The sequence below is a fragment of the Cupriavidus sp. GW821-FHT07C08 genome, from assembly GCF_059419025.1.
Map to the genome: position 1 here is coordinate 18,525 of NZ_JBWKQZ010000049.1, position 23,241 is coordinate 41,765.

Sequence of the window (23,241 nt, forward strand, 5' to 3'; positions counted from 1 at the left end):
ACGGAGGCCGTAATCCGGTTCAGATGATGCATCAACCTCCACCGCCATTCCCGCGTAGACGGGGCAATGTCCACAGCGGATTGGACGTCCCCTTCTCCGATGACCTCGGCTTCCTGCCGCACCTCAAGGATATGTGAAATGCCAACGCCAACTAATCGAACGCTTATCTTCGGTGGGCCAGTCCTCACCCAGAACGAGCGGCGGGAGACACATGAAGCGCTGGTCCTGGAAGGCGATACGGTGGTAGCTACCGGCTCTTTCGATGACATGAGTTCGCTCGCCGGCGCCTCGGCCCGGCGCATCGACGTGAAAGGCGCGTGCGTGATGCCCGGCATCCTTGATTCGCATCCTCACTTCCTGCATACCGGCGCTCAGGATGTGTGGGCGGTCAACCTGTACGACGCACGCGACCATGCCGACATCGTGGCCCGCATCCGCGCTCATGTCGCGCACGTGCCGGCGGGCATGTGGGTCTTCGCCACTCCTGTGGGCGAGCCGAACTATATGCTTCGCCGGTCCTACAAGGACCTGACTGAGGGCTGTTTGCCAGACCGCAGGGTGCTCGACACGGCAGCGCCAGACCATCCATTGATGATCATGGCCCTCTCGCCGGTCGTGCCCAACATCGTAGCGATGAATTCGAAGGCGCTGCAGGTGCTCGGCATCACGCGCGAAACGCCCGATCGTGCCGGCGACGTCTGGATCGAGAAGGACGCCAATGGAGAGCCCACCGGCATCTTCACCGGCACAGTGATCAGCTACTACAATCCGGATGCGTTCTGGCGCGAGCAAATCCAGGCCAAGATGATGGCCGCTCCCCCGCCCGACGAACTGTGGTACCACGGCGGGCTGCTTGGCCAGGCGCGGGCACACCGATGGGGCACCACCGGGGCCTATGAGTGTCACGCCATGGAACTGCCGCACCTGCTCGGTTACAAGCGTCTGCGCGACGACGGACGGCTGGCGATGCGGGTGCTGGGCACGCTGGAGGTGGCGCCAGCACCCTGGGACTTCGGGGCGAGCCTGACCGATGAGCATATTCGGTTCAACCTGGCACACGCCGCGTTGCTCACATCAAAGGATGATCCGATTCTTCGCTTCAACGGAGCGACCCTCGGTATCGACGGTCCCTGCTGGACTGGCCTGCTGCGCATGGACAAGCCCTATCCCGATCCATACGGCAGGCCGACCACTGGCCATGACTTCGTGTCGCCGGAGATGGAAAGGGAAATTATCCATTACTGCGCGCACCACAAGGTGCGCCTTAACCTCATCCAGGCGGGTCAAACCGATCACCGACAGTTCCTCGAGATCCTTGAAGCGGAGAATCTGGAAGACGCTGTACGCAACGCCGACTGGGTAATGCAACACAACATGGTCATCGACGAGGCGACCATCCGCCGTTACGCGGATCTGAAGCTGAACCTGACCACCAGCATGAGTTTCCGCTGGGGCAAGGGCGATATGTACCGCGAGCGCCTCGGTGAAGAGATGATGGATCAGGTCATCCCCGTGGGCAGACTCTTCGCTTCAGGCGCTAACACGTCGCTCGGCCAGGACTGGGGGCCCTTCAGCCCGTTCGAGCACATGAAGCTGGCGCAGACGGGAGAATTGGCCCTTTCTGACTTCCGCAACGCCGCCTCCAGCCACACCATCAACGCGCAACAGGCTCTCGACGCCTGGACCGTGAACACGGCGAGGCTCATGCAGTGGGAAGGCATCGGCGTGCTCAAACCTGGCTACAAGGCGGACATCGCCATCGTCGACCATAATCCGCTGACCGCCGACCTGGATGCCCTGGCGAGGACCGATGTGCTGCGCACCGTGTTCGACGGACGCGACGTCTATGACACGGGAGTGCTACCGCGCATCGATGAGGCACCGTTGCCGGCACGCTTGCCGAACCTGGCACGGTAATCGGCCCCAGAGGCGCACACACTGCGTTCCCCCAGCTCACGTCAGGGGAACGCCTAAAAACTCGGCCTCCGTTCTAAGGCCGATCAGGTAAGCCACCAAGTTCCCGCGAAGACGGAAACCCAGTGCTGTTATCTTATTGGATCAGGCTGCATTAGCCTTGGGCGACGGCAGCTCAATCATCGGCACGAAATGCGGCAATGCCTCGATGCGCCCCAACCAAGTACGGAGCGCGGGGTAAGGTTCAAGAGCGATATCGCCTTCGGGAGCGCGAGCGATGTAGCTATAGCAGGCGATATCGGCGATCGTAATGTGTTCACCTGTAAGGAAGGGGCGCGTTTGCAATACGCTTTCCATCACCGTGAAAAGGGATTCTGCACGACGCGCGGCGCCTTCCGTGTCGACTGGCATACCGAAGCGTTTGCCCATACGTGCAACTGCCGGTCCGAAGGCGATTTCGCCTGCCGCAACCGACAGCCACCGTTGCACGTTCGCCGCACCGATAGCGTCGCGCGGCAGCCAGTGTTCGTCGCCATAATTCGACGCGAGGTACACCAGGATCGCGTTCGAGTCCGCTACCACGGTGCCGTTGTCATCGATTACCGGCACCTGTCCGAAGGGATTAAGTGTCAAGAATTCGCGCTGTTTCTGCTGCCCCGTGCGCAGGTCGACGTCGATTGCCGTGTATGGCAAGCCGAGTAGGGACAGGAAGAGTTCGGCGCGATGCGCATGTCCGGACAGGATGTTGCGATACAGTTTGATATGAATGGCTGGTTGCATGTTGGTTTCTCAAGAGGGGGTGAACCGATTGTGCACCCGAAGTATTACTGAAAAAAATGGCGATAAACGGAATAAATTTCTTCATAATATGAACTAATTCCAGCGCGCACTCAGATCCTCTATGGACAAACTTCGGGGCATCGAGACTTTCATCGAAATCGCAGAGCGCGGCAGCCTGACCGCGGCTGCTGCCGTGCTCGACACATCGCCGCCGACTGTGGTACGCCGGCTGGCCGAACTCGAGGCCAACCTCGGCGTCCGCCTGTTCAACCGCACCACGCGCCGCATCCGCCTGACGGATGAGGGCGATCGCTACCTTTCCATTTGCAAGGCGGTGCTCGGCCAACTGGAGCAGGCGGAAGAGGCGCTGTTCGATACCAAGGCGAAGCCGGCGGGAAAGCTAGTGGTGACGGCGCCGGTGCTGTTCGGCCGGCTACATGTCGCACCGCTGATCATGCAGTTCATGCGGGCGCATCCTGAATTGACAGTGGAGTTACTGTTGCTCGACCGCAGCATTGACCTCATCGAGGAAGGCGTCGATGTCGCGGTACGGATAGGGCATCTCAACGACTCCACCCTACATGCGGTGCCAGTCGGCTTCCTTCAGCGTGTGCTATGCGCCAGTCCCGAGTACCTGAAGCGCAACGGCACGCCGCGCGATCCCCATGCGCTGGACTCGCACACAATTATTCGATTCACCGGCCGCAGCGTGCTCAGCGAGTGGCAATTCCGTGACAACGGTAGCACGCTGACGGTGCGCCTGGCGCCGTGCTTTTCGACCAATTCGGTCGACGCCGCCATCAATGCTTGCAGGGACGGCATCGGCATCGGCGCATTCTTGTCGTACATGGTGCAGGCGCCGGTCAAGGCGGGAGAATTGCGACCTGTCCTGCGCAAGTTCGAGACCGATCCTATTCCTATCACAATGCTATATCCGCATGCAAAGCTGATATCGGCGCGGGTGCGAACCTTTATCGATTTCGCTGCGCCGCTACTGCGCGCCAAAAACCTGAGTAAGCTTTGAAAGCAACTTGCCGTGGCTCCATTTGGAACCGTCGGCATCGCCGCTTTCCGCGGCGTTTCAGGATGCCAGTCTGCTGCCGTCGGTAGCGCAAAAAGCTACCATGTGATTCTGGTAGGCATGGCGCGAGAACCAAGCTAGCCAAGCGCCGTTACAAGATCCCCGCCCCAATAATGAATCAGAAAGTCCACCCCAGCTTCAACGCAATTTGGTGTCCCTGCACCCTGTTTTTTGAAGCTAACTCCTTATAGGCGTGCAGTGTTACCAATGGCAGGCCAGAACCTGGTTTGAAAAACTGGATAGCTGGCCCGGCCGCAACCACGCTCGCTCTGTTCCCAATCGCTTGTCCGGCCTGGATGTCGTCCGTGAACTGCTTAGAAAAGTAGCCCCCCAGGCCGACTGTCCACGACCCGATATGTTGACCTATTCCGAAATCCTGCTGGTATTCCATGCCGGACCTGTAGTCTGTAGCGTTGTTCCGGGTATGAAAATTAATCTGAATATTTGAAGATACTTCGCCTCCGAACGGAGTAATGTAGGTGAAACCAAGCGTTGGCGATATCGTCCAGTGATTAACCCCAGGATTAACTTGCCTGTTCTTGTCGTAGCTCCCGACCGGTACTTGCAGTGCGAGCGAGGTGTTAACAAAGAAGTTATCGCTGGGTTGCCATCCAAGAATAAGAGGAATAACCTGGACATCGGCCAGCGCCTTAGGGCTACCGGTGACATTCATTGGGCCGACCGGCGTCGGAATGCCAAGAAAATTCGCATTCATGTCGAAGTAAGGAACGACTACGCCAAAACCATACCTTCCTCCAAGAAGAGTGGCATTAGTCATCTTGACGAGCGAGACAGCATAGCTATTAATGGTCAGGTCAGCGCTGACGGGTGCCCGGTTGCCGGCATTGTCATTCAGGCGATTCGCCGAGAAATGGGCTGCGCGGAATCCCACTGCAGGGAGGTCAGATGGCGGAGGTAGCATGCCAGTTCCGAACTCGAAAATACCGAACGGTGTAATTGGCTGTCCGCCTTCGATTGCCGTGGCATCCAGCGACATGGCGGCCATGGCCAATAGAAACAGTCTCAAAGAAAGATGTAAGCGGCTGGACTGCATTGTGTTCAAGCTCCTCCGGGATGTGGTTGCCGTATAAATCAGGGGCGCTGCGGCCGGATTTTTATGATCCCTTGGCATGTCAGCAAGCTCGACTCTATAGATTATTTAATTTTCCAGCATCTTCCATTTGGTATAAGGGAATTCATGGATTTGGCTCGGCTTATGCCAATTTTTCAGTTGGAAGATGTGCTGAGGCGGCACCATTGATATGAAGTCCGTACTTAATAATGCGGAGAATCATAAATTCCCAGGGGCGGGACGACGTGCTGGCCGGGCGGTGTCGGTGTTTGGGGATCGCGAAGAGCCTAATGAGCCCCCGGGCGGGCTGAGGTGAGTCTTCCGCTTTCGGCTGGATAAGAGGGGGGGGCGCTGGGCAGGCTAGAACGTGCAAGCGACGGCTTACCGTCGCACTGTAGGACGAGAGGTCTCACATTTGGTGAGCCAACAGCAATGGTCCTTTAGCGTGCCAGCATGGGAACGTAGCTATACCCCCGGCGGGGAGCTAACAGGATGTTATTGGTAGCCGGACCGCCTCACCTGTGTTGGTGCAGCACGTTGCGCGCTGCCTTCACTGGCAAATCAATGTTGGGATACGTCTATGATGTGACCCGCGGCACTGCATAGGACCCGGCGCACCAGGTCCGATTGGCGGCTCGAACCGGTCTTTGCCAGTACCCTCTTGAGCTGATAACGTGCGGTCCCCACTGTTACGCCTCGCAGGAGTGCATACTCCTCAAGCGACGTGCCGGCAACCAAAGCGCTGGTCAGCTTTGCTTCGGCGCCGGTCAATTCGAATAACGCCATCAATGCTTCCGCTGGAATTTGCCCAGCAGGATGGTTGTCCGTTAGCGTAATTAACAGCGACTTCAACCGGCCATCCGGGCCCACGGAGTCTAGCCCTTGCACAGCGAGATGCCAACTCAGATTACCGGACTGAATGGCTAGGAATCCCGGCGTGCTGCTGGCCGCCTGCTCGTGCAACGCCTTAGACAAGCGCTGTTGGGACAGTGAGCCGACAGCTCTCAGTACGCCGTCGCGAAGGAAAAGCCCATGCCCGGCATTCAACTGGATCCTTGCCTTTTGGTTCAGCCATTGCACTTCGCCCGAAGTGTCGCACACTACCAAACCACACTGCCACCTATCTAAGTGGCAACGAAGCAATGCCTCAGCCGTCTGGCTGGCCGCCACTGTTTCCGCGAGAGAAACCGCTTGTTGAAAGTGCGGCAGTAGCGACACGATACGATCTCGCTGTCGCGTCGAAAAGTCGCTCGTGTCATTGGTATCACGGTGTAGTGCAAGAGCCACATATCTCCCGCGTCCCACCGATGTCAACGCACCGAGGAAGCGACCAAGGCCGATGTCGCGAAGCTGGGTCTGTAGTCGCTTCACAATAGGGCGTTCCACATCGCGAAAAAGGTCGTCATCGCTCACCAACCCTCCAGCTACTCTACGTAGCCGTTCGCATTCCAGCCTTGGATTTGACAAATCGGAAGTGAATGTGTCGTAGCTAAAACTGTCAAGCCACGTATCGTGGGCAGTCCAATAGCTGCGTACTTGAGAGCCTTGGACCTGGATCGCATGCACCACAGCAGAGCGCGCGCCCGTTTCGGTGCACAGAATATCCAGGGTTTCTCGCCACCGCTTCGATTCGGTGCAGGAGCCATAAAGATGCAGCAACAAAGGGTCGCCGAAAGTCGCAATTGCCACGGACTAGGATGCTTTGGGGTTTGACTAGATGACTATGAGGCAATTTCGATGCCATGAGAACTGGTACTTACGCGAGCGCTCGAGTGCCTGAAAGAGGCGTCCTTTTAGCCATACACAACAAATGCTGCGTGCCCTTCTCCCATTTGGGAGATGACGCGGGAGTAAAGGAGGTCTAGCCTTCGGCCAGACATCGATCGCGTTGCCTTGGCGACGATCTTTACATCGGAGAATTTTAGTGAGCAGCACCATGCCAAACGCCCCTTCCACTTCAGACCTCTTTCAGTCTGCTACAGATTGGCTGGCAATGTTGCGCGAGCGTCGGATTGGCGCGGTCGAGCTGTTAAACCTGCATCTTGAGCAGGTCAGCAAGCACAATGCTGCCTTGAATGTGGTTGTGGCGCAGGATGTAGAAGGTGCGCTTGAGGCAGCCCGTCTGGCAGACAACAAATCTGCATCGTGTGAACTGCCGCCGCTGCACGGGCTGCCGATGACGATCAAGGATACCTACGAAGTCACTGGTATGCCGGCCACCTGCGGCTTCCCGTTCCTGGCGCAACATCGGCCGCAACAAGACGCGGCGCCGGTGGCCCGGCTGAAGGCGGCCGGAGCCATTGTCTTCGGCAAGACCAACGTGCCGCCGGGTGCCTTCGACTGGCAGTCCAGTAACCCGGTCTATGGGACCTCGAACAATCCGTGGAACGCCGGGCGCTCCGTCGGCGGGTCCTCGGGCGGCGCGGCGGCTGCCGTTGCCGCGGGGTTCACGCCGCTGGAAGTAGGGAGTGACATGGGCGGTTCGATTCGCTGTCCGGCCCACTTCTGCGGCGTCTATGGACACAAGCCCAGCTATGGCGTAGTGCCGATGAGCGGCCACATCCCGCCATTGCCGGGACAGTACGGCGGCGGCTACGAGATGGGCGTCGGCGGGCCATTGGCGCGCAGCCCACGAGACCTCGAGCTGGCGCTGGATGTGCTGGTCGCTCCCAGTGAACTGGATCAGACCGCATGGCGTGTCGCGATCCCGCCGAGCCGGCACCAGCGGCTGCAGGACTTTCGCGTCGGCCTCTGGGCAGATGCCTTTGCGGTCGATGGGGGTTGCCTTGAAGCGATGGAGGCCTATGCTGATGACCTGCGCCGCTTGGGCGTGACAGTCGATACTCAGGCAAGGCCGAACCTGGATCCGCACGCTTCCTACGATACCTATCTGTTGACGCTGCTGCCCATCATGGGTGGCGGGCTGCCGCCGACTGTGGTGCAGCAACTCCTGGATGCCGCCGCCGCGCTGCCACCCGAGGACAACGGCTACGTGGCGCGGACGGCGCGAGCGCTGACCATGCGCAAGTTCGAGTCCCTGGCTGTGGCGGAGCAGCGTGAGCGACTTTTCAGAATTTGGCGCGAATTCTTTACGCGCTATGACCTACTGATCTGCCCGGTGATGCCGACTGTCGCGTATCCGCACGATCATCGCGGCGATGGCGCCCTCGACCCGATCACCGTCAGCGAATCCCGCAGCATGATCGTCAACGGGCTTCCGCGTCCGTATCTGGATAACCTGCAATGGCCCTCGCTCGCGACGGTCGCGGAGTTGCCTGCCACGGCGGTGCCGACAGGCCGTTTTGTCGACGGCATGCCCATGGGCGTGCAACTGATCGGGCCGTACCTGGAAGACCGTACGCCACTGCAGTTCGCAAAGCTTTTGGAGCGCGAGCTTGGCGGATTTTCTGCACCACCCGCATGCCGCTAAGGTAAGCCCCGCAGGGCCGGCGGCAAGATGGTAACCCGTGAGGGATCCCGATTGCCTTTGGCTCCTTTTGGTTGTCTCTCAAATAGGAATCGCTAGTGAAACACTATCTCGTTGAACACTGGTCGTACAAGGCGACCTGGCACGCGCTGTCTCAGCAGGAGCGCGCGGCTTTCGCTGCCAAGATTGGGGAGGCAGTGCAGCAGATGGCCAGCGCTGGAATCCGCACACTCGGCTTTGGCAGGATCGACCGTACCTTGGATAAGGCTCACAAGGGATTCGACTTCTGGTCGATTTGGGAAATGGAGTCGCTGGAAGCACGCGACGCGTTCCTTGCCGGCGTGGCCGCCACTGGCTGGTACGACTATTTCGAGCACGCAAACACTGGCGGCCCGCTGGAAAGTCCCGAGAAGATTATTGGCGAGCACGTGCTAGGTCAGTAGTCACCGTGTAGCAGATAGAGCCTGCGCAGGCCGGCGTTTCGTTGAGGTTTAATGGACGCCGGCGCGGAGGTTGCAAGGAAGAGGTAGCGAGGCACGAGCTCCTACAACTTAGGCGCGCGAGGCGGCATGACCTGAGACCGACGCAGCGCGGCGATAGCAGTCGAAGTGCCAATTCTACGAATTCTGGATCCTTGCCCGGCCCGTTCAGCGATACCGATCGGACAAGAACGGGTCCGCTTGGCAAAGTCCTCAAGATGGCGAGTCCTGCCGCACGCAACGACCGCTGAGCCCGTCCGTAGCATGAGGGGATTGTCTCTGAAGGGTTCAGCCTGGAAATTGTTTAGCTTTCATCTCGCCTCCGTGCCGGGCCTCTGGGTGTCTCAAAGTGTTAGCCCACCTCGCCTGTTTGCAATCGGCCACGCCTCTTCCTGTTGTGGTGAAACTGATCTCTCTCGGTGCCGCCATGACCGATGAACCTATAGCAAGGACCCGGGTTCGCGCTTGGCAGTTCCTATATCGATGAGATTTTCACTCGGCCGCTTGCAATCTACGTTTCATGGACAGGCATACCCTGTCAAAGCATGAGGTCACTCATCATGAATGAAGCGCTTCTGATATCCAATGCGCTCCTCTGGCTTCTGTTCCTTTCCGTGCTCGCATTCTGCATAAAGCTTACGCGGAATATCGGAAGCCACCATGTCCGGGCCGCCGCGCCCATGGACGAGCTTACGATGGATGACGGTCCGAAAGTTGGCGATAAAGCGCCAGCCTTGCTCATACCTTCGTTGGCCGGCATTCCGATCCAGCTTGGAGCTCCTTACGGCCAGGCCAGCGAGAAAGCGACATTGTTGGTCTTTGTTTCTCCGACGTATTCATCATGCAAGAAGCTTATTTCGCACGTGAAGCGCGTAGCTGAGCGGAAGCGTGGCTGGCTCCGAGTTGTGTTCGCTTCTGACGGCGAACGCCTGGCGCATCTCGAGTTTATAAGGCTAGCTGGCCTGCAAGAATTTCCTTACATCCTATCTGACGAATTGAGCATAGCCTATGGCGTCTCGAAGCACCCCTATGCGGTGCTGATCGGAGAGAACGGTACCTTGCAAGCGAAAGGCCTGGTCAACTCGCGAGAGCAGTTTGCGAGCCTCTTTGCCGCTCGCGAGCTTCATGTCGCATCTACCAGATGGTGGGGACCATCATCGTATAAGGATCTACCCTAAAGGGGTGCGCGGCACAGCCTCCTTCCCGTTCAGACTGAACGAATAGGCATAGGAATTTCCCTATAAATTTTACAGATTATCCTGATGTGGGAATGACGTTCTTCGTCACGCCAGGCTGGAACTATTTCCGGCTATGATGCGTGCCTGGCCCTGCCGGAACGGGACTCTCGGGAAATTACCCCGGGGCGCCGGCAAAATCGTTTCCATCACTATTTCCCGGTAGGGGCAATGAATCATGATCAACATTCTCATTGCAGATGACCACGCCATTGTACGCAGTGGGCTGCGTCAGGTCATCGCAACCTCGGGCGATATCGCGGTAAGTGCCGAAGCAGCAGGTGGCGCGGAAGTTCTCGACAAGATGCGCCGCAACCCCGTAGACCTGCTGCTGCTGGACATGAACATGCCCGGCATCAGCGGCCTTGACCTTATCGGACGCATCCGAATTGAGTGGCCGGCGCTGGGTATCCTGATATTTAGCATGCACAATGAAGCTCAGGTCGCCTCGCGCGCGCTCAAAGCCGGCGCCAGCGGATACGTCACCAAGGATAGCGACTCGAACATCCTGTTGACTGCAATCCGAAAGGTCGCACAAGGAGGGCGCTTCATAGATCCCAGCCTCGTCGACGCGATCGTGTTCAGGGACCATAGTGCCGGCGACGCGCCGCCCCACGAGATTCTCTCCAACCGCGAATACCAAGTGCTGCAGCGGCTCGCCGCCGGTGAAAGCATCAACGACATCGCCCGGACATTCTCGCTAAGCGCTAAAACGGTCAGCACGCACAAGGTGCGGCTGATGAGGAAACTCGGGCTGGACAACAACATCGACCTCGCGCGCTACGCCATCAAGCATTCCATGGTGCAATAATGCGCCGCCTGCCGCCTGCCGCCTGCCGCCTGCCGCCTGCCGCCTGCCGCCTGCCGCCTGCCGCCTGCCGCCTGCCGCCGCGGCTCCTTCCTCCGGTCTTCCGCGACGCAAGCATCCCAAGATAGGCGGGGCGGCCAAGGCTCGTTGATCCAATAAGATAGCCGCGCAAGCCCCGTCACTTCAGGGCGGGGTAAGCGGCGCAGGGTCCGCTATCGGGAAGGCTAAAACCGAGTCTTAGACTCGGTATGTTAGCCACCTCTCATACTTCGACCGTCACTCGCGTCCTGCGCTTGCGCATCAAGGACAAACATGCTGCCTGGCTTCGACTCCAAGCGCGGGAGGTGAATTTCGTGTGGAATTTTACCAACATGGCCAAGTCTGTGTTGGATGAGGGCTGGGGCGCGTTCCGCACCATGCTCCAGTACAAAAGCGATAGCGCGGGCGTATGGTTCGAGGAAATCGATAAACGCTATTCCGCTCAAACCTGTTCCTGCTGCGACGCAAGAACAGGTCCCACGGGGCGGCCGGCTCTCGGTGTTCGAGAGTGGACCTGTACGGTGTGTCAGGCGTCACACCAGCGCGATGTCAATGCAGCGAAGAACATTCTGCGTATGGGAATCCTTAGCGTGGAACAGGCATTTTCCACAGCGGCCGGTAAAGCTGCTGTGAATGAGGCTTCGTCGGAAGCCGGGGGCGGGCGTGCCCCTCTTGCAGAAGGAATCTCTGTCCTTTAGGGCGGAGAGGACGTCAAATTCCTAACCTAGGAGTCGATTTTAGCCTCCCTATAGCCGAACCAGCGCCGCTTACCCTGAAGCGACTGGCCTTGGGCTGCGGCCCAAAAAATTAAGGATTTTCTGATAAAGACTCAGGATAATCCTATAGATTTATGACTTTTGTTAAATCGATATGAAATTTTCTCCTAAGAAAAAAAACGTATATCAACCCTACATATGTCGTTGAAAGCTGTCGTTATCCGCTGCTAGAGATGGTCATAAGACTGCTAATGACCACTTGATCACATTGAATGGCAGCCAGCGAGGCTAAAAGGACTAAGAATGAACTTCTCGCGCATGAGAGTGGTGGCTCGATTAGCAATCGGCTTTGGGCTTATCGTTAGCCTGCTCGCAGTTGTGACGCTGTTTGGCTTGAATCGCCTAGCCCGACTTCAGGGCATGATGGTGGAAATTACCGACATCAACAATGTCGAGGCGAAGCTGGCGGCCAAAATGGACCAAAGCATCACAGAGCGTGCACTAGCCTTTCGCAATCTGATACTGCTCGATCCCGATCAGAAGAACGAAATCGAGATCGAAGTAGGCCGTATCGAGGCACAGTCCAAGGTTTATGCGGAGTCCCAAGAGAAGCTGGGCAACATGTTCGCAACCTTAAGCGACACAACCCAAGAGGAAAAGGCGCTCTTCGAGCAGATCAGACAGCAGGCGGAGCTCGCGAAGCCCTTCGTCGCGAAGGCGAAAGAACTTATCCTGTCAGACCAGAAGGACGAGGCATACAAGCTGCTGCGCTTCGAATACCGGCCGGTACAGAAGAAGTGGTGGAGCCTACTGCGTCAACTGAGAGAGTTTGAGGACAAGCTCAGCGAAAAGAATACTGCTGAAGCGAAGGCCGCCTATGACCACAGCAGGAACTTGATGTTGATGCTGAGCGGGCTCGGCATCCTGGCAAGTATTGGCGCGGCAGCGCTGATTACGCGCGGACTGCTAAACCAGCTCGGCGGTGAACCAGTCGATGCGGTCGAAATAGCCAGCCGGATCGCCGCGGGAGAGTTGGCAGTCAGAATCAAGACAAAGGATGGCGACCGGTCAAGCCTGATGTACACCATGAAGACGATGCGTGACAGCCTTGCCGAGATCGTAAGCCAGGTCCACGTCAGCACGGATACCATCGCCACGGCCTCCAGCCAGATTGCCAGCGGCAACCAAGATCTATCCTCGCGTACGCAGCAGCAAGCGGCGGCACTGGAGCAAAGTGCGGCGTCAATGGAAGAACTGACTGCTACGGTAAAGCAGAACACGGAACATGCGAGGCACGCCAATGGACTCGCGTCGGCGGCATCAGATGTGGCCGGGAAGGCAGGAACCGTGGTGGCGGAAGTGGTTGACACGATGGGGTCTATCAATGAATCCGCGAAAAAGATCGCCGATATCATCGGGGTGATCGATAGCATTGCGTTCCAAACCAATATTCTGGCGTTGAATGCCGCTGTCGAAGCGGCGCGCGCAGGCGAACATGGACGCGGTTTTGCGGTGGTTGCCGCGGAAGTGCGCAATCTGGCTCAACGCTGCGCGGGCGCTGCTAAAGAGATCAAAGGCCTGATCGGGGATTCAGTCCAGAAAGTTGAGGCTGGCAATGAATTGGTCGAGCAGGCTGGCGCGACGATGAACGAGGTCGTGACGAGCATCCAGCGAGTGACCCATATCATGGCCGAGATCATGGGGGCGAGCGAAGAACAGTCAGGCGGTATTGAGCAAGTCAATCAGGCGATAACGCAGATGGACCAAGTGACGCAGCAAAATGCATCGCTGGTCGAGGAAGCCGCCGCCGCTGCCGAGTCGCTGCGGGAGCAGGCCGGCAATCTAGTCCGCGTTGTGAGCGTTTTCAAGCTAGCTGGCGTCCGCGACAGGCATGACCCAGGCGCTGGCCTTCCATCTGCGCAAGACCACCACGGCTTGTTTCCGGAAACATCCAGCGTCATGTCAGTGACTGCAAGGCGTTCTTCAACAGCGCTTGGCTGAGCCTGGCACACCGGTAGAACTGCTGCACGTCAGTCTAGTCGCGAATCCCAGCGACAAGATCGACGCTCGGCAGCAACAGTAATCGGCCGCCGCGCAGTCGCTTGCGCGGCTCATATCGCAGTGTCATCGTGCAAGGAAGACCTCGTTATGAAACATAGTGCGCTCAGTCAAGAGGTAGACACGACTGATGAAAAACTGGCGGATCACGGTGGCTCCCATGACGCGCCATCAAATATCTTCTGGCATTCGGGAAGCGTGACCGCGCAAGCCAGAGCAAGCCAGTTTGGTTACTCTCCAGCCACTGTCTGGCTAACTGGCCTGAGCGGCGCCGGAAAATCCACGATTGCCTATGAGCTGGAAAGCGTCTTGCTCGCTGGACGACGCCCTTGCTTCGTGCTGGATGGCGACAATATCCGCCACCAACTGAATCGGGATCTCGGGTTTTCGGAGGCGGACCGCAAGGAGAACATCCGCCGCAGTGCCGAAGTAGCCCGTCTGATGAATGATGCCGGATTGATTGTAATTACGGCGTTCATCTCGCCCTATCGGTCGGACCGCGCCATGGCTCGTGACATCATCGGCCACCAACGATTCCTCGAAGTTCACGTCAGTACATCGGCCGAAGTCTGCGAAGCCCGCGATCCGAAGGGACTGTACGCGAAGGCGCGCAGCGGGCAGATTCGGCAGTTCACAGGCGTATCCTCGCCCTATGAGGAACCGTTGTCTCCTGCCTTGCGGCTCGATACTGGAACGGTGTCGCTGGCAGGTGCGACAGCGGCGTTGTACGACTACCTTGCCCGCTGCATCGGTGTTTGAAATGGCTGCGGGAGATAGCGTGTCCGAGAGCACTGCTTCGGCCGAGCCAAACGCCTATGATGTATTCAATGGCGATGCCGATGGCATTTGTGCGCTCCATCAACTCAGGCTTGCCGAGCCCCGCGATGCCACGCTGGTCAGCGGGGTCAAACGGGATATCGAGTTACTGCAGAGGGTGCCGAGCGAATGCGACGTCGATGTCACCGTTCTTGACATATCGCTTGATGCAAATGTTACTTCGCTCGCCCGCCTCCTGGAGGCCGGTGGCCGCGTGAGCTACTTTGATCACCACTCGGCGCGTCAGGCATTTTCGCATCCCAAGCTAGATTTTTGCTGGAACGACTCGCCGGATGTCTGTACCAGCATCCTGGTCGATCACTATCTGCGGGGGCGCTTCCGGCAATGGGCGATCGTGGCGGCGTTTGGGGATAACCTTCGCACCAGCGCAAGTCGCCTCGCAGCGACCATCGGCCTCAGCGAAAACCACGTGGAAGCGCTGGACGAACTGGGGCGAATGCTAAATTACAACGCGTATGGGGATAGCACCGACGATCTCCACGTGGCGCCTCAAACGCTATATAGGGCTGTGCACCAGTTTGTCGATCCGCTGGAATTTATTGCCAGTTCGCCGTATTTCCGCTTGCTGGCGGACGGGTACAGCGACGATGCGATCCGTGCCGAGGCCCTTGTGCCTGAGCGGCAATGGGCAGAAGGCGAACTCTACGTATTGCCGGACGCGCCCTGGGCCCGCCGCATCTCGGGCGAATTCGCCAACCAGCTTGCTTCGCAGCGACCAACAGCGTTCTTTGCCGTCCTAACAGCTAAGCCGGATGGCGCATATGCGGTCAGCGTTCGCTCGGGTTCGCCTGAGATCCACGCTGCGCACGAGCTGTGCGGGAAATTTCCAAGCGGCGGCGGCCGCAAAGCGGCGGCAGGGATCAACTACCTACCTGCCACCCAGTTGGACGAGTTCATTGCCGCCTTCGCGGCGTATTTCGCAGTTGGCCGAACACCGGCGGCCGATGCTAAGAGTCCGCCGGATAGCATCAATGAACCTTTTCACCAAGAGGAGAATTTGCGATGAAGGCAGCCGTAAGCAGCACTACCGGTCCCCGTCCCCGACCGGTACTAATGATCCCGTTGAGGCGCTGCGGCAGCCATGCGCTGCGACTGCGGCTCAATTTCAATCCGTATTTCTATTCGCCGTATCCGCTGCACATTGTCGATCTCATGCCAATGCTGCCGCTATATGGAGACCTTGAAGACGATCGCGCCTACTTCCGCCTGGTCACGGATGTGGTCGGCCTCCAGGCGGCGAGCATGGTCAAATGGCCTGAGGTCGTGTTCGATCCTGTGGAGATTTTCGAGGCGATACGCCATGAGCGCCGCAGCGTGCATCGCGTCGTCTGGGAGCTGCTGCTACGGGCCGGCGAGCGCGACAATGCGCATGTGGTCATGGACAAGTCGCTGGATAGCGTGCACTACGCCGACGAGCTGATGACCCTGTTCCCGGACATGCGCTTTCTCAACGTGGTGCGGGATCCGCGCGCCCAGGTTGCGTCAATGAACCGCGCAATTATCCACGAATTCGATACGTTGCCGAACACACTGACATGGGTCGACGCGCACCGCGCGGCCAGGGAGTTGATGGCGCGCCATCCCGAGCGCGTACTGACAATACGCTACGAAGATTTTCTGGCGAGCCAGGAGGAAACCCTCCGCAAAGTTTGTGGCTTCCTTGAGATCGAGTACCTCCCAGAGATGCTAGATGTCGCTCGTTCTCCGGAAGCGCATCAGATCTCGCAATTGTCGGCCCTGTGGGCTTCGAACTGTTTCCCACCGATTGCCGCCAACATTGACAAGTTCAAGAAGCAGCTCAGCCACAATGAGATCGAGATCATCGAGACGCTGGCAAAAGATGACATGCAACGCTATGGATATCAGTTGATGACTGATGCCAGCGCGACGATTGCCGATGACGAGCTACACGCGGCGCGCCAACGTTCGGAAGCGGCGAAGCAGGCTGCCTGGGCGAGTCTTGAGCAGGAGAATTTTCGGGACTACGTGTTGCGCCGCCACCGGGCGCAGCACCTGGCTGCAGTGCGCGAAAGGCTGGAGGCGCAAGCCGCTGCAGATTCGCCGGACAAGACGGGGATGTCCTATAAGCTCGGCGAGCTGAAGGATGCCGCATTCGAAGTCACTGACTGAAAAAAATCGGCACGCCCCGCCGCCTCCACAGGAAGAGTCAATATGCTGACGGCGTTCACCTTGTTGCATGCCCAGATCGCACTGGCGGTAATATCAGGTATCTCCATCGGCTTCTGCCTGGGACTAGTGGGCGGCGGTGGAGGCATCCTGGGTGTACCGATGTTGCTGTATTTCGTTAAGATCGACGATCCGCACGTGGCAATCGGCTCGACAGCCTTGTCAGTTGCGCTGATCGCCCTCGTCAATCTGGCCGGCTATGCACGTGCGGGCTTGGTTAGATGGCGGGCAGCATTGATCTTTGCGGTTTGCGGCGCTGCCGGCGCGTTTGCCGGCTCGGCACTGGCATTGCACGTCAACGGGCGGGCGCTGTTGCTGCTTCTAGCACTGATGATGCTAGTCGTCGCGGCACGAATGCTGCATGGCGCGCACCAGCCAGACGCCGCAGCCTTGGCGCCTGCCGCCAGCGCCGCGCCGCCCAACAAACTTGCCACGGCCGGCGCCGCCTTGGCCACCGGCAGTGTGTCCGGCTTCTTTGGCATCGGCGGCGGCTTCCTGATCGTCCCGGCGCTGCATTTCGTGGCTGGCATTTCCATGCTGGAATCAGTGGCGTCCTCACTGTTGTCGGTAGTTGCCTTCGGCACCACCACTGCGGTGAACTATGCGTTTGCGGGGAAGGTCAGCCTGCCATTGGCGCTTGCCATGGTGGGAGGAGGGATTGCCGGTGGCAGGCTGGGGATGCGATTGGCGCAGGCGTTGCGGTGGAATAAGGGGGTGCTGAACATGATATTCGCCGGGATCCTGTTGTTGGTTGCCGCCTACATCGCGTATTGCAGCGACTGATGGATGGAGCGCGGGAACTGCTCAAGGAGCGACGCAAGGACTTGACCAAGGCTCTGACGCGCCAGAGAAAGCAGCTCACCACGCGCCAGGAGCGGCCCGCAGAAGTAGCCATGGCTCTGCATGGCCGCACGTCTGCACAAGCTCAAGCGGCAATCCTACGCCAATATTTCGCCTGGAGTCGAAGCTGAGCGCACGCTTGCTCGCAATTTGAACAGTCCGCGGCAGACCGGTTGTCGTTCCAGTGTGATTCAGTATCCAGCAGCGTAATTTGACGTCCTCTCCGCCCTAAAGGACGGAGATTCCTTCTGCAAGAGGGGCACGCCCGCCCCCGGCTTCTGACGAAGCCTCATTCACAGCGGCTTTACCGGCCGCTGTGGCAAATGCCTGTTCCATGCTAAGGAGTCCCGTGCGCAGAATGTTCTTCGCTGCGTTGACATCGCGCTCATGTGAGGTTTGACACGCCGGACAGGTCCACTCTCGAACACCGAGTGCCGTCTGCCCGGTGGGACCTGTGCGTGATTCGCAGCACGAACAGGTTTGCGTGGAATAGCGTTCATCGACCTCCTCGAACCACACGCCCGCGCTATCGCATTTGTACTGGAGCATGGTGCGGAACGTGCTCCAGCCCGCATCCAACACAGACTTGGCCATGTTGGTCTGGGCGAGCGCGGAGGCGTTCACGTTGCCGATGAAGATAGCACCGTACTTTCGTACGAGTGCCGTGGACTGCTTGTGCAGAAAGTCCTGCCTGCAGTGCTTAATTTTGGCATGCAGTGCGGCGACGCACTTCTTCTTGCGCGCACGCTGGGCCCTACCGAGCGCCGCTTCATAGCGACGGTAGAGCCGCTGGGCTTCCAGCACTTGCCCATCGCTTGTCGCGGCGAAGTCCTTCAGTCCCAAGTCGATGCCGACCGAAGCGCGGCCTTCCGAGCGCGCAGCGACTGCCACCTTGACGGTCACGTTCAGATACCAGCGCCCGCGCGCGTCTTCACTGAAGTTGCCCGCCCGTAGGTCGTATCCCGACAAACCGTAGCTGTCCCACAGCGACAACCAATGGCCGTTGAAACGCGCCTGGCCGTGCCTGTACTTCAACGCCCCGGTCTTGAACGGAACCCAGCCCAGGCAGCGGCGAGCGCCGCCGCTAGCGCGCCAACGCAGCTTGACCTTCTTGAATTGCTTTCGGCGACGACAGTACTCCTGGCCAACCTCCTGAACTGTGTGACTATGCAAGGCCAGACCCGCCTTGGTCGCTCCGTCGGTGTACTTCTGCAACTCGTAGGCCCCGATAAACCGCCGCTCGCGCTCGAATACGCGTCCCGATAGCTCATTGATAAAATTCCACACGAAATTCACCTCCCGCGCTTGGGCGCGAAGCCAGGCAGCATGTTTGTCCTTGATGCGCAAGCGCAGGACGCGAGTGACGGTCGGAGTATGAGAAGTGGCTAACATACCGAGTCTAAGACTCGGTTTTAGCCTTCCCCATAACAGCCTCGAAGCCGCTTACCCCGCCCTGAAGAGACGGGGCTTGCGCGGCGGTCCCATAGGGTCAGGCCAGCTAGCCAACACGGATGTCCGTGTACCGGTGCGAGGGAGCCATGAAGTCCTGCGGTTACCGGTAAGGAAAGACTGCGGATCGCGACAAGCTGCTTGCAGCGAGGTCCATACGGAGTGCAGGAGTCTGGTGCGCCAGCAGTGTATCGCAGCCGGTTGTGCGTCTGCCAGGCCCAGACATCAGCATCGTTAGCCGAACCCCAAACGCTCCTTAGAGCGACTCCACCGGTTGCTGGGCGAGCAAGATCGCAGCGTGGAACTGCTGAATATCATGGCGCTTGTTGATCAAGGTAGACAGCAACGCCTGGTCGTCAAACCGAAATCTGCACAGCACTATGTTGGTTCTCGCTAACTTGACAAGCTGCGCCGAGGTCAGCGTTCCAAGGATGTTTGAAATATCCCGACTAACTCCGAGACGATACATCGCTTCCAATTGATTTTCGCGAACGAGCCGTTGCGCTAGTAGCAGATAGGTGAGATTGAAATCATTGATGTCATGGAGAAATTCACTATTTTCCATAATATAATGAAAATAATGCGATTCATCGTCAGGTTCTACCGGCGAAAGGGATTGACGTCCTTAAGCACGAAAAAACCACTATGTCTCCTAGACATATCAACCTAGCTTCGGATGTTGGTAGAGAACGTCCTGCAGACGTCTTGACCAACAAGTGCTATGTAAACTTGATGCATGCGTCACGCGATTTCGACTTTGGCACAGTAAGCGGCTGCGGAAAGGCGGCGGATACGCACAGAGTGGAGGCATCCTGCCTACCGATTCGAAACGCTGAGCAGCGATGGAATTCGTCCTCCGCAAGAGACGTAGGGGGTAGTTGAGTACTACCCGCCTCCGAACCATCCTATCGTAGTCTCATGCCACGCCTGCAGCCTATCCGTTCCAATGCGAATGCACCAACTTCAGCCGCTTTGCGAACAGGAGTCGGCACTAGTCTTTCAAGGACCGGATGAACGAATTGATCTCACTGAGTAGCGCGGTGTGATACCCATCAGGCAGCGCGATGTCATCGGTGGCGGCCAACACTGCATCGACGCGCGATAGGAATCTGCGTGACACGGCAGCCCGTTCTTGCGATGACAGTTGCGGTAGTAGGGCGCGCAGCATCTCTCCGACTATGAGCAGGCGCGCCCCAAACTGCACGATGGCATCGCTGTGCATGTTAGCGAGAGAGAGCACTTCGCCGGCGGTCGTAGTGGACGGCTGATCTACATGCTTCGAACGGCCCGTCTGGATGTTGTCCGGGGTGGCTTGACTGTGGTTAGGCATGGTTCGCTGGTTCGCGGTATTTCCGCGGAGCTTGCTCGGGCGTTCGTACGTTTAGACACCTATTGTTTTGCCATCCCATCTCAAAGGGTCTCGGCTTAGCTGTCTGATGACGGATTCTTTCACCGATCACGGCTCAAAGCAATCAGCGGATACCTACCAAGGTATAGGAAATATCGCAAAAGAAAGAGTCGGAATTTTCGCTGCGCAGCTGCTTCTTCCTGGGGGATCAAGGGAATCCCTATAAAGGGTAGGGTATGGCTGATTGTCAGGGGTTGGGATAGGTGGAAGAATCCAAAATCAGATAGCCCCCGCGCAGCGAGGGAAGGGCCCAAAGCTAGCACTCAGGAAAATGCCGAAATCGAAACACACCATCCCTAATTGCGGTCGAGTCATCCCGGATGAAATGTTTCCGGCCGATTCGGCCGAAGCGAGTCAGCAGTTTGCTTCAACGCATGCAGAGTTTGTTTCGCTCGCTATTAAACATAGCGACGCTGTAGCCCAGTTCGGCGCGCGTCTGCTGGTGATCGGGGAGATGCTGCGCGCCGTGTTGCCGGAGCTCTCGCTGGAGCGACGCTCAGCCATATTGCGCAGCTTCGAGGTGCGCGTCAACGCGGGGCTGGCCGCCACAGAGGACGTCGCGTTGCCCGATAGCTATCATTCGGCGCTGCTCAATGAGTTCAATCTGTTCGTCCAATCCGTAGAGCGATAGCGTGGCGCTCGCGCTTGCTGCGCAGCAGGGGCCGCAGGTACATTTTCGCCACGGAGCAGGAAAGCCGCCCAGCAATGCGCTGCAACGTGAAGGCAAGGCTTGAAATTCACCACACTCGTTCAGCTGCACCTTCAGCGGATATCGCAATTTAGGAAGAAAGTGCTCTTGAGCTGACGTCCTCCGTGCCCTAAAGAGGTTCCTTGATATTTTCGTCGTCATGTTCGGCGGACTCGCGCGCGACGTGCCATATCGAGGGGAGTCGCTGCCCGATGTCCCTCGCACGCTGGCAGTCCCTGAAGGGGATCCCGAGTTGATCGCATCGGATGCGAGCCCGCCCACTCGGCTTGCTTTTTCCATTTGAGGATTTTCTTATTTTTTAAAATCCATTCCCTACTAACATCGTGACTACAAGAACGGGAATGCGGGCCGTTTAAGCGGAGAGGAGTCAGTCATGTGGGCTGCGTCGAGGGTAGCAGAAGACAGCAAGGCGATGTGGCAAGCAAGCCGAATCGTAGTTGCCAGACAATGAGCAGACCGGGCAGGCGTTCTAGCGGCGTGATGCATCCGGGATAACGTCGCAAAGTGTCCGCTTTGATACTGGAATTCCTCGATGCAGCCCTGGGAAAAGGGTAAGTATATTTTTATCAAGGAGACAGCATGCACCGTTTCACCCTGAACACAAAACTTTGGCTGGCCTTGGGCCTGATGTGGATCAGCCTGCTGGTCCTTTGCGGCTGGGGCGCGGTGCAGACTCGCGAGACGATGCTCGTTGAGCGCAAGTCAGCGCTGAAGAATGAAGTAGAAACCGCCATTAGCGTGATCAAGAGGTATGCCGACGCGGCCGAAAAAGGCACACTGGAAAAGCGCGATGCGCAGCGCGATGCGCTTGCCCAAGTACGTGCCATGCGTTTCGGCGAGGACGGCTATCTGACGATTACTGACACCCGGGACAACATGCTCATGCATCCGATCAAACCGGAGCTTGAAGGAAACAGCCAATCCCGTCCAACGTTGCTGCCCCTGATCCAGGAGATATCCAGGCTCGGCCGTGCGGGCGGGGGCGACTTCTCCTATCAGTGGCCCAAGCCCGGGCATGACCAGCCGGTCGGAAAGATCGCTCGTGTTGGGTACTTCGCGCCTTGGGACTGGTGCATCACAAGTGGCCTGTACACCGACGATGTCGATGATGCCTTCTATCTTGCGTTGGTGCGCTGGTGCGTTCTACTGTTCGCGCTCGGCGGGGGTATCACCGTTGTGATGCTGATAATCATCCGAAATATCAAGGTCAGTCTCGGGGGAGAACCCGCATACGCGGTCGAGATCGCCAGCAGCATCGCTGCCGGTAATCTTGCGGTGGCTGTTGACACTCGCTTCCGGGATTCTGACAGCCTGATTGCCAACATGGGTCGCATGCAGGAGCACCTGTCGTCGACCGTCGGCCGCATTCGCGCCGGTGCGGAGTCGATTACATCGGCTGCGCGGCAGATTGCGGCAGGCAACACCGATCTTTCCGCGCGCACGGAAGAACAGGCGGCATCGCTGGAAGAAACCGCCGCAAGCATGGCGGAGTTGACGCAAACCGTGATGCAGAACGCCGACAATGCCCGAAACGCTAATAGATTGGCGGCGGCAGCAGCTGACATGGCCGACACCGGGAATGACGCGGTTCAGGCGATGGTCGAGACCATAGGAAGAGTCAGCAAGAGCTCCGTGACGATTGGGGAAATCATCGGGCTGATCGAAGGTATTGCGTTTCAGACAAACATCCTCGCGCTGAATGCCGCTGTCGAAGCGGCGCGTGCGGGCGCCCATGGGCGCGGATTTGCGGTCGTCGCTGGCGAGGTGCGAGGCCTGGCCCAACGAGCGTCGGTAGCCGCGAAGGAAATCAAGGGATTGATCGAGTCGTCCGTCACGCTGGTGGGGGATAGCTCGAAGCAGGCCGCGGAAGTGGGCGCGACTATGGAAAAGGTGAAACAGGCGATCAAGCAGGTTTCGGATATTGTCGGTGAGATCACGGCGGCATCACAGGAACAGAGTCGAGGCATCGATCAAGTCAATCAGGCCGTCCATCAGATGGACGAAGTCACTCAGCAGAACGCGGCGCTAGTCGAGGAAGCCGCAGCCGCGGCTCAGTCTCTCGAGGAGCAGGCGAAGAACTTGCACGACTACGTCTCGGTGTTCAAGGTCGCTGATATGAGATCTGAGCCTCTTTTGAATTTCAAGTGGGTGGTATCGTGGCGGGTTTCAGGTAAAGAGCAACACGAGCGATGCATAGCAAAC

At 58.2% G+C, this 23,241-nt stretch carries 20 protein-coding genes; 14 read left to right on the top strand and 6 right to left on the bottom strand.

The genetic code is table 11. From position 1 onward, the window contains the following. Positions 1–138 precede the first annotated feature (138 nt). Complete coding sequence (locus tag AC07UK_RS36860) at positions 139–1,917, top strand: amidohydrolase (protein ID WP_494688049.1); 1,779 nt, start codon at positions 139–141, stop codon at positions 1,915–1,917. A 141-nt stretch (positions 1,918–2,058) separates the two neighbouring features. Here AC07UK_RS36860 and AC07UK_RS36865 read toward each other — a convergent pair whose 3' ends face one another. Beyond that, complete coding sequence (locus AC07UK_RS36865) at positions 2,059–2,694, bottom strand: glutathione S-transferase family protein (RefSeq protein WP_494688048.1); 636 nt, start codon at positions 2,692–2,694, stop codon at positions 2,059–2,061. A gap of 121 nt (positions 2,695–2,815) precedes the next feature. On the opposite strand from AC07UK_RS36865, the gene AC07UK_RS36870 reads away from it, so the two are divergent. Beyond that, complete coding sequence (locus AC07UK_RS36870; protein WP_494688047.1) at positions 2,816–3,718, top strand: LysR family transcriptional regulator; 903 nt, start codon at positions 2,816–2,818, stop codon at positions 3,716–3,718. Between the two features lie 175 nt (positions 3,719–3,893). Here the strand turns inward: AC07UK_RS36870 and AC07UK_RS36875 are convergent, their stop codons facing one another. Both AC07UK_RS36875 and AC07UK_RS36880 read right to left on the bottom strand, forming a co-directional pair. Continuing rightward, complete coding sequence (locus AC07UK_RS36875) at positions 3,894–4,829, bottom strand: SphA family protein (RefSeq protein WP_494688046.1); 936 nt, start codon at positions 4,827–4,829, stop codon at positions 3,894–3,896. A 579-nt stretch (positions 4,830–5,408) separates the two neighbouring features. Next, on the bottom strand, positions 5,409–6,536 hold the full coding sequence (locus AC07UK_RS36880) for a helix-turn-helix transcriptional regulator (protein ID WP_494688045.1): 1,128 nt from the start codon (positions 6,534–6,536) through the stop codon (positions 5,409–5,411). 235 nt (positions 6,537–6,771) lie between these two features. On the opposite strand from AC07UK_RS36880, the gene AC07UK_RS36885 reads away from it, so the two are divergent. The 10 genes from AC07UK_RS36885 to AC07UK_RS36930 all read left to right on the top strand — a co-directional run bounded on the left by AC07UK_RS36885 (position 6,772) and on the right by AC07UK_RS36930 (position 17,416). Continuing rightward, positions 6,772–8,277 carry an amidase gene (locus AC07UK_RS36885; protein ID WP_494688044.1) on the top strand — a complete coding sequence of 502 codons (1,506 nt, stop codon included), beginning with the start codon at positions 6,772–6,774 and terminating at the stop codon, positions 8,275–8,277. A 95-nt stretch (positions 8,278–8,372) separates the two neighbouring features. Then, complete coding sequence (locus tag AC07UK_RS36890) at positions 8,373–8,717, top strand: DUF6616 family protein (protein WP_494688043.1); 345 nt, start codon at positions 8,373–8,375, stop codon at positions 8,715–8,717. A 596-nt stretch (positions 8,718–9,313) separates the two neighbouring features. Then, positions 9,314–9,931 (top strand): thioredoxin domain-containing protein, encoded by a 618-nt coding sequence (locus tag AC07UK_RS36895; RefSeq protein ID WP_494688042.1) that lies wholly within the window; start codon positions 9,314–9,316, stop codon positions 9,929–9,931. A gap of 235 nt (positions 9,932–10,166) precedes the next feature. Beyond that, entirely contained in the window at positions 10,167–10,799 is a 633-nt protein-coding gene (locus AC07UK_RS36900) for a response regulator (protein ID WP_494688041.1), read from the top strand. A 245-nt stretch (positions 10,800–11,044) separates the two neighbouring features. Further along, positions 11,045–11,533: a zinc ribbon domain-containing protein gene (locus AC07UK_RS36905; protein WP_494688040.1), complete on the top strand. Its 489-nt coding sequence runs from the start codon at positions 11,045–11,047 to the stop codon at positions 11,531–11,533. Between the two features lie 321 nt (positions 11,534–11,854). Beyond that, a complete protein-coding gene (locus tag AC07UK_RS36910) occupies positions 11,855–13,552 on the top strand; it encodes a methyl-accepting chemotaxis protein (RefSeq protein ID WP_494688039.1) in 1,698 nt (565 codons plus the stop codon). A gap of 147 nt (positions 13,553–13,699) precedes the next feature. Further along, positions 13,700–14,368 carry an adenylyl-sulfate kinase gene (gene cysC / locus AC07UK_RS36915; RefSeq protein WP_494688038.1) on the top strand — a complete coding sequence of 223 codons (669 nt, stop codon included), beginning with the start codon at positions 13,700–13,702 and terminating at the stop codon, positions 14,366–14,368. 19 nt (positions 14,369–14,387) lie between these two features. Continuing rightward, positions 14,388–15,452: a DHH family phosphoesterase gene (locus AC07UK_RS36920; RefSeq protein ID WP_494688037.1), complete on the top strand. Its 1,065-nt coding sequence runs from the start codon at positions 14,388–14,390 to the stop codon at positions 15,450–15,452. Next, entirely contained in the window at positions 15,449–16,576 is a 1,128-nt protein-coding gene (locus AC07UK_RS36925; RefSeq protein ID WP_494688036.1) for a sulfotransferase family protein, read from the top strand. Before AC07UK_RS36920 ends, AC07UK_RS36925 begins: the two co-directional genes overlap by 4 nt. A gap of 42 nt (positions 16,577–16,618) precedes the next feature. Then, entirely contained in the window at positions 16,619–17,416 is a 798-nt protein-coding gene (locus tag AC07UK_RS36930) for a TSUP family transporter (RefSeq protein ID WP_494688035.1), read from the top strand. Between the two features lie 285 nt (positions 17,417–17,701). Here AC07UK_RS36930 and AC07UK_RS36935 read toward each other — a convergent pair whose 3' ends face one another. The 3 genes from AC07UK_RS36935 to AC07UK_RS36945 form a co-directional block, all read right to left on the bottom strand. After that, positions 17,702–18,820, bottom strand: a complete 1,119-nt coding sequence (locus tag AC07UK_RS36935; protein ID WP_494688034.1) for an RNA-guided endonuclease InsQ/TnpB family protein — start codon at positions 18,818–18,820, stop codon at positions 17,702–17,704. Positions 18,821–19,178: 358 nt separating this feature from the next. After that, positions 19,179–19,487, bottom strand: coding sequence for a flagellar transcriptional regulator FlhD (gene flhD, locus AC07UK_RS36940; protein WP_494688033.1), 309 nt, complete (start codon positions 19,485–19,487; stop codon positions 19,179–19,181). 426 nt (positions 19,488–19,913) lie between these two features. After that, positions 19,914–20,252, bottom strand: coding sequence for a hypothetical protein (locus AC07UK_RS36945; protein WP_494688032.1), 339 nt, complete (start codon positions 20,250–20,252; stop codon positions 19,914–19,916). 349 nt (positions 20,253–20,601) lie between these two features. Between AC07UK_RS36945 and AC07UK_RS36950 the strand changes: the two genes are divergently transcribed. Beyond that, positions 20,602–20,961, top strand: a complete 360-nt coding sequence (locus tag AC07UK_RS36950; protein WP_494688031.1) for a hypothetical protein — start codon at positions 20,602–20,604, stop codon at positions 20,959–20,961. 657 nt (positions 20,962–21,618) lie between these two features. Then, positions 21,619–23,241: methyl-accepting chemotaxis protein (locus tag AC07UK_RS36955; protein ID WP_494688030.1), on the top strand; the 1,623-nt coding region annotated here is incomplete at its 3' end.

Excerpts from the sequence above, each read along its gene's own strand:
- AC07UK_RS36860 (WP_494688049.1), top strand. The coding sequence starts at position 139 with ATGCCAACGCCAACTAATCGAACGCTTATCTTCGGTGGGCCAGTCCTC.
- AC07UK_RS36865 (WP_494688048.1), bottom strand. The coding sequence starts at position 2,694 with ATGCAACCAGCCATTCATATCAAACTGTATCGCAACATCCTGTCCGGA.
- AC07UK_RS36870 (WP_494688047.1), top strand. The coding sequence starts at position 2,816 with ATGGACAAACTTCGGGGCATCGAGACTTTCATCGAAATCGCAGAGCGC.
- AC07UK_RS36875 (WP_494688046.1), bottom strand. The coding sequence starts at position 4,829 with ATGCAGTCCAGCCGCTTACATCTTTCTTTGAGACTGTTTCTATTGGCC.
- AC07UK_RS36895 (WP_494688042.1), top strand. The coding sequence starts at position 9,314 with ATGAATGAAGCGCTTCTGATATCCAATGCGCTCCTCTGGCTTCTGTTC.
- AC07UK_RS36900 (WP_494688041.1), top strand. The coding sequence starts at position 10,167 with ATGATCAACATTCTCATTGCAGATGACCACGCCATTGTACGCAGTGGG.
- AC07UK_RS36905 (WP_494688040.1), top strand. The coding sequence starts at position 11,045 with ATGTTAGCCACCTCTCATACTTCGACCGTCACTCGCGTCCTGCGCTTG.
- AC07UK_RS36910 (WP_494688039.1), top strand. The coding sequence starts at position 11,855 with ATGAACTTCTCGCGCATGAGAGTGGTGGCTCGATTAGCAATCGGCTTT.
- cysC (WP_494688038.1), top strand. The coding sequence starts at position 13,700 with ATGAAACATAGTGCGCTCAGTCAAGAGGTAGACACGACTGATGAAAAA.
- AC07UK_RS36925 (WP_494688036.1), top strand. The coding sequence starts at position 15,449 with ATGAAGGCAGCCGTAAGCAGCACTACCGGTCCCCGTCCCCGACCGGTA.
- AC07UK_RS36930 (WP_494688035.1), top strand. The coding sequence starts at position 16,619 with ATGCTGACGGCGTTCACCTTGTTGCATGCCCAGATCGCACTGGCGGTA.
- flhD (WP_494688033.1), bottom strand. The coding sequence starts at position 19,487 with ATGGAAAATAGTGAATTTCTCCATGACATCAATGATTTCAATCTCACC.
- AC07UK_RS36945 (WP_494688032.1), bottom strand. The coding sequence starts at position 20,252 with ATGCCTAACCACAGTCAAGCCACCCCGGACAACATCCAGACGGGCCGT.
- AC07UK_RS36950 (WP_494688031.1), top strand. The coding sequence starts at position 20,602 with ATGCCGAAATCGAAACACACCATCCCTAATTGCGGTCGAGTCATCCCG.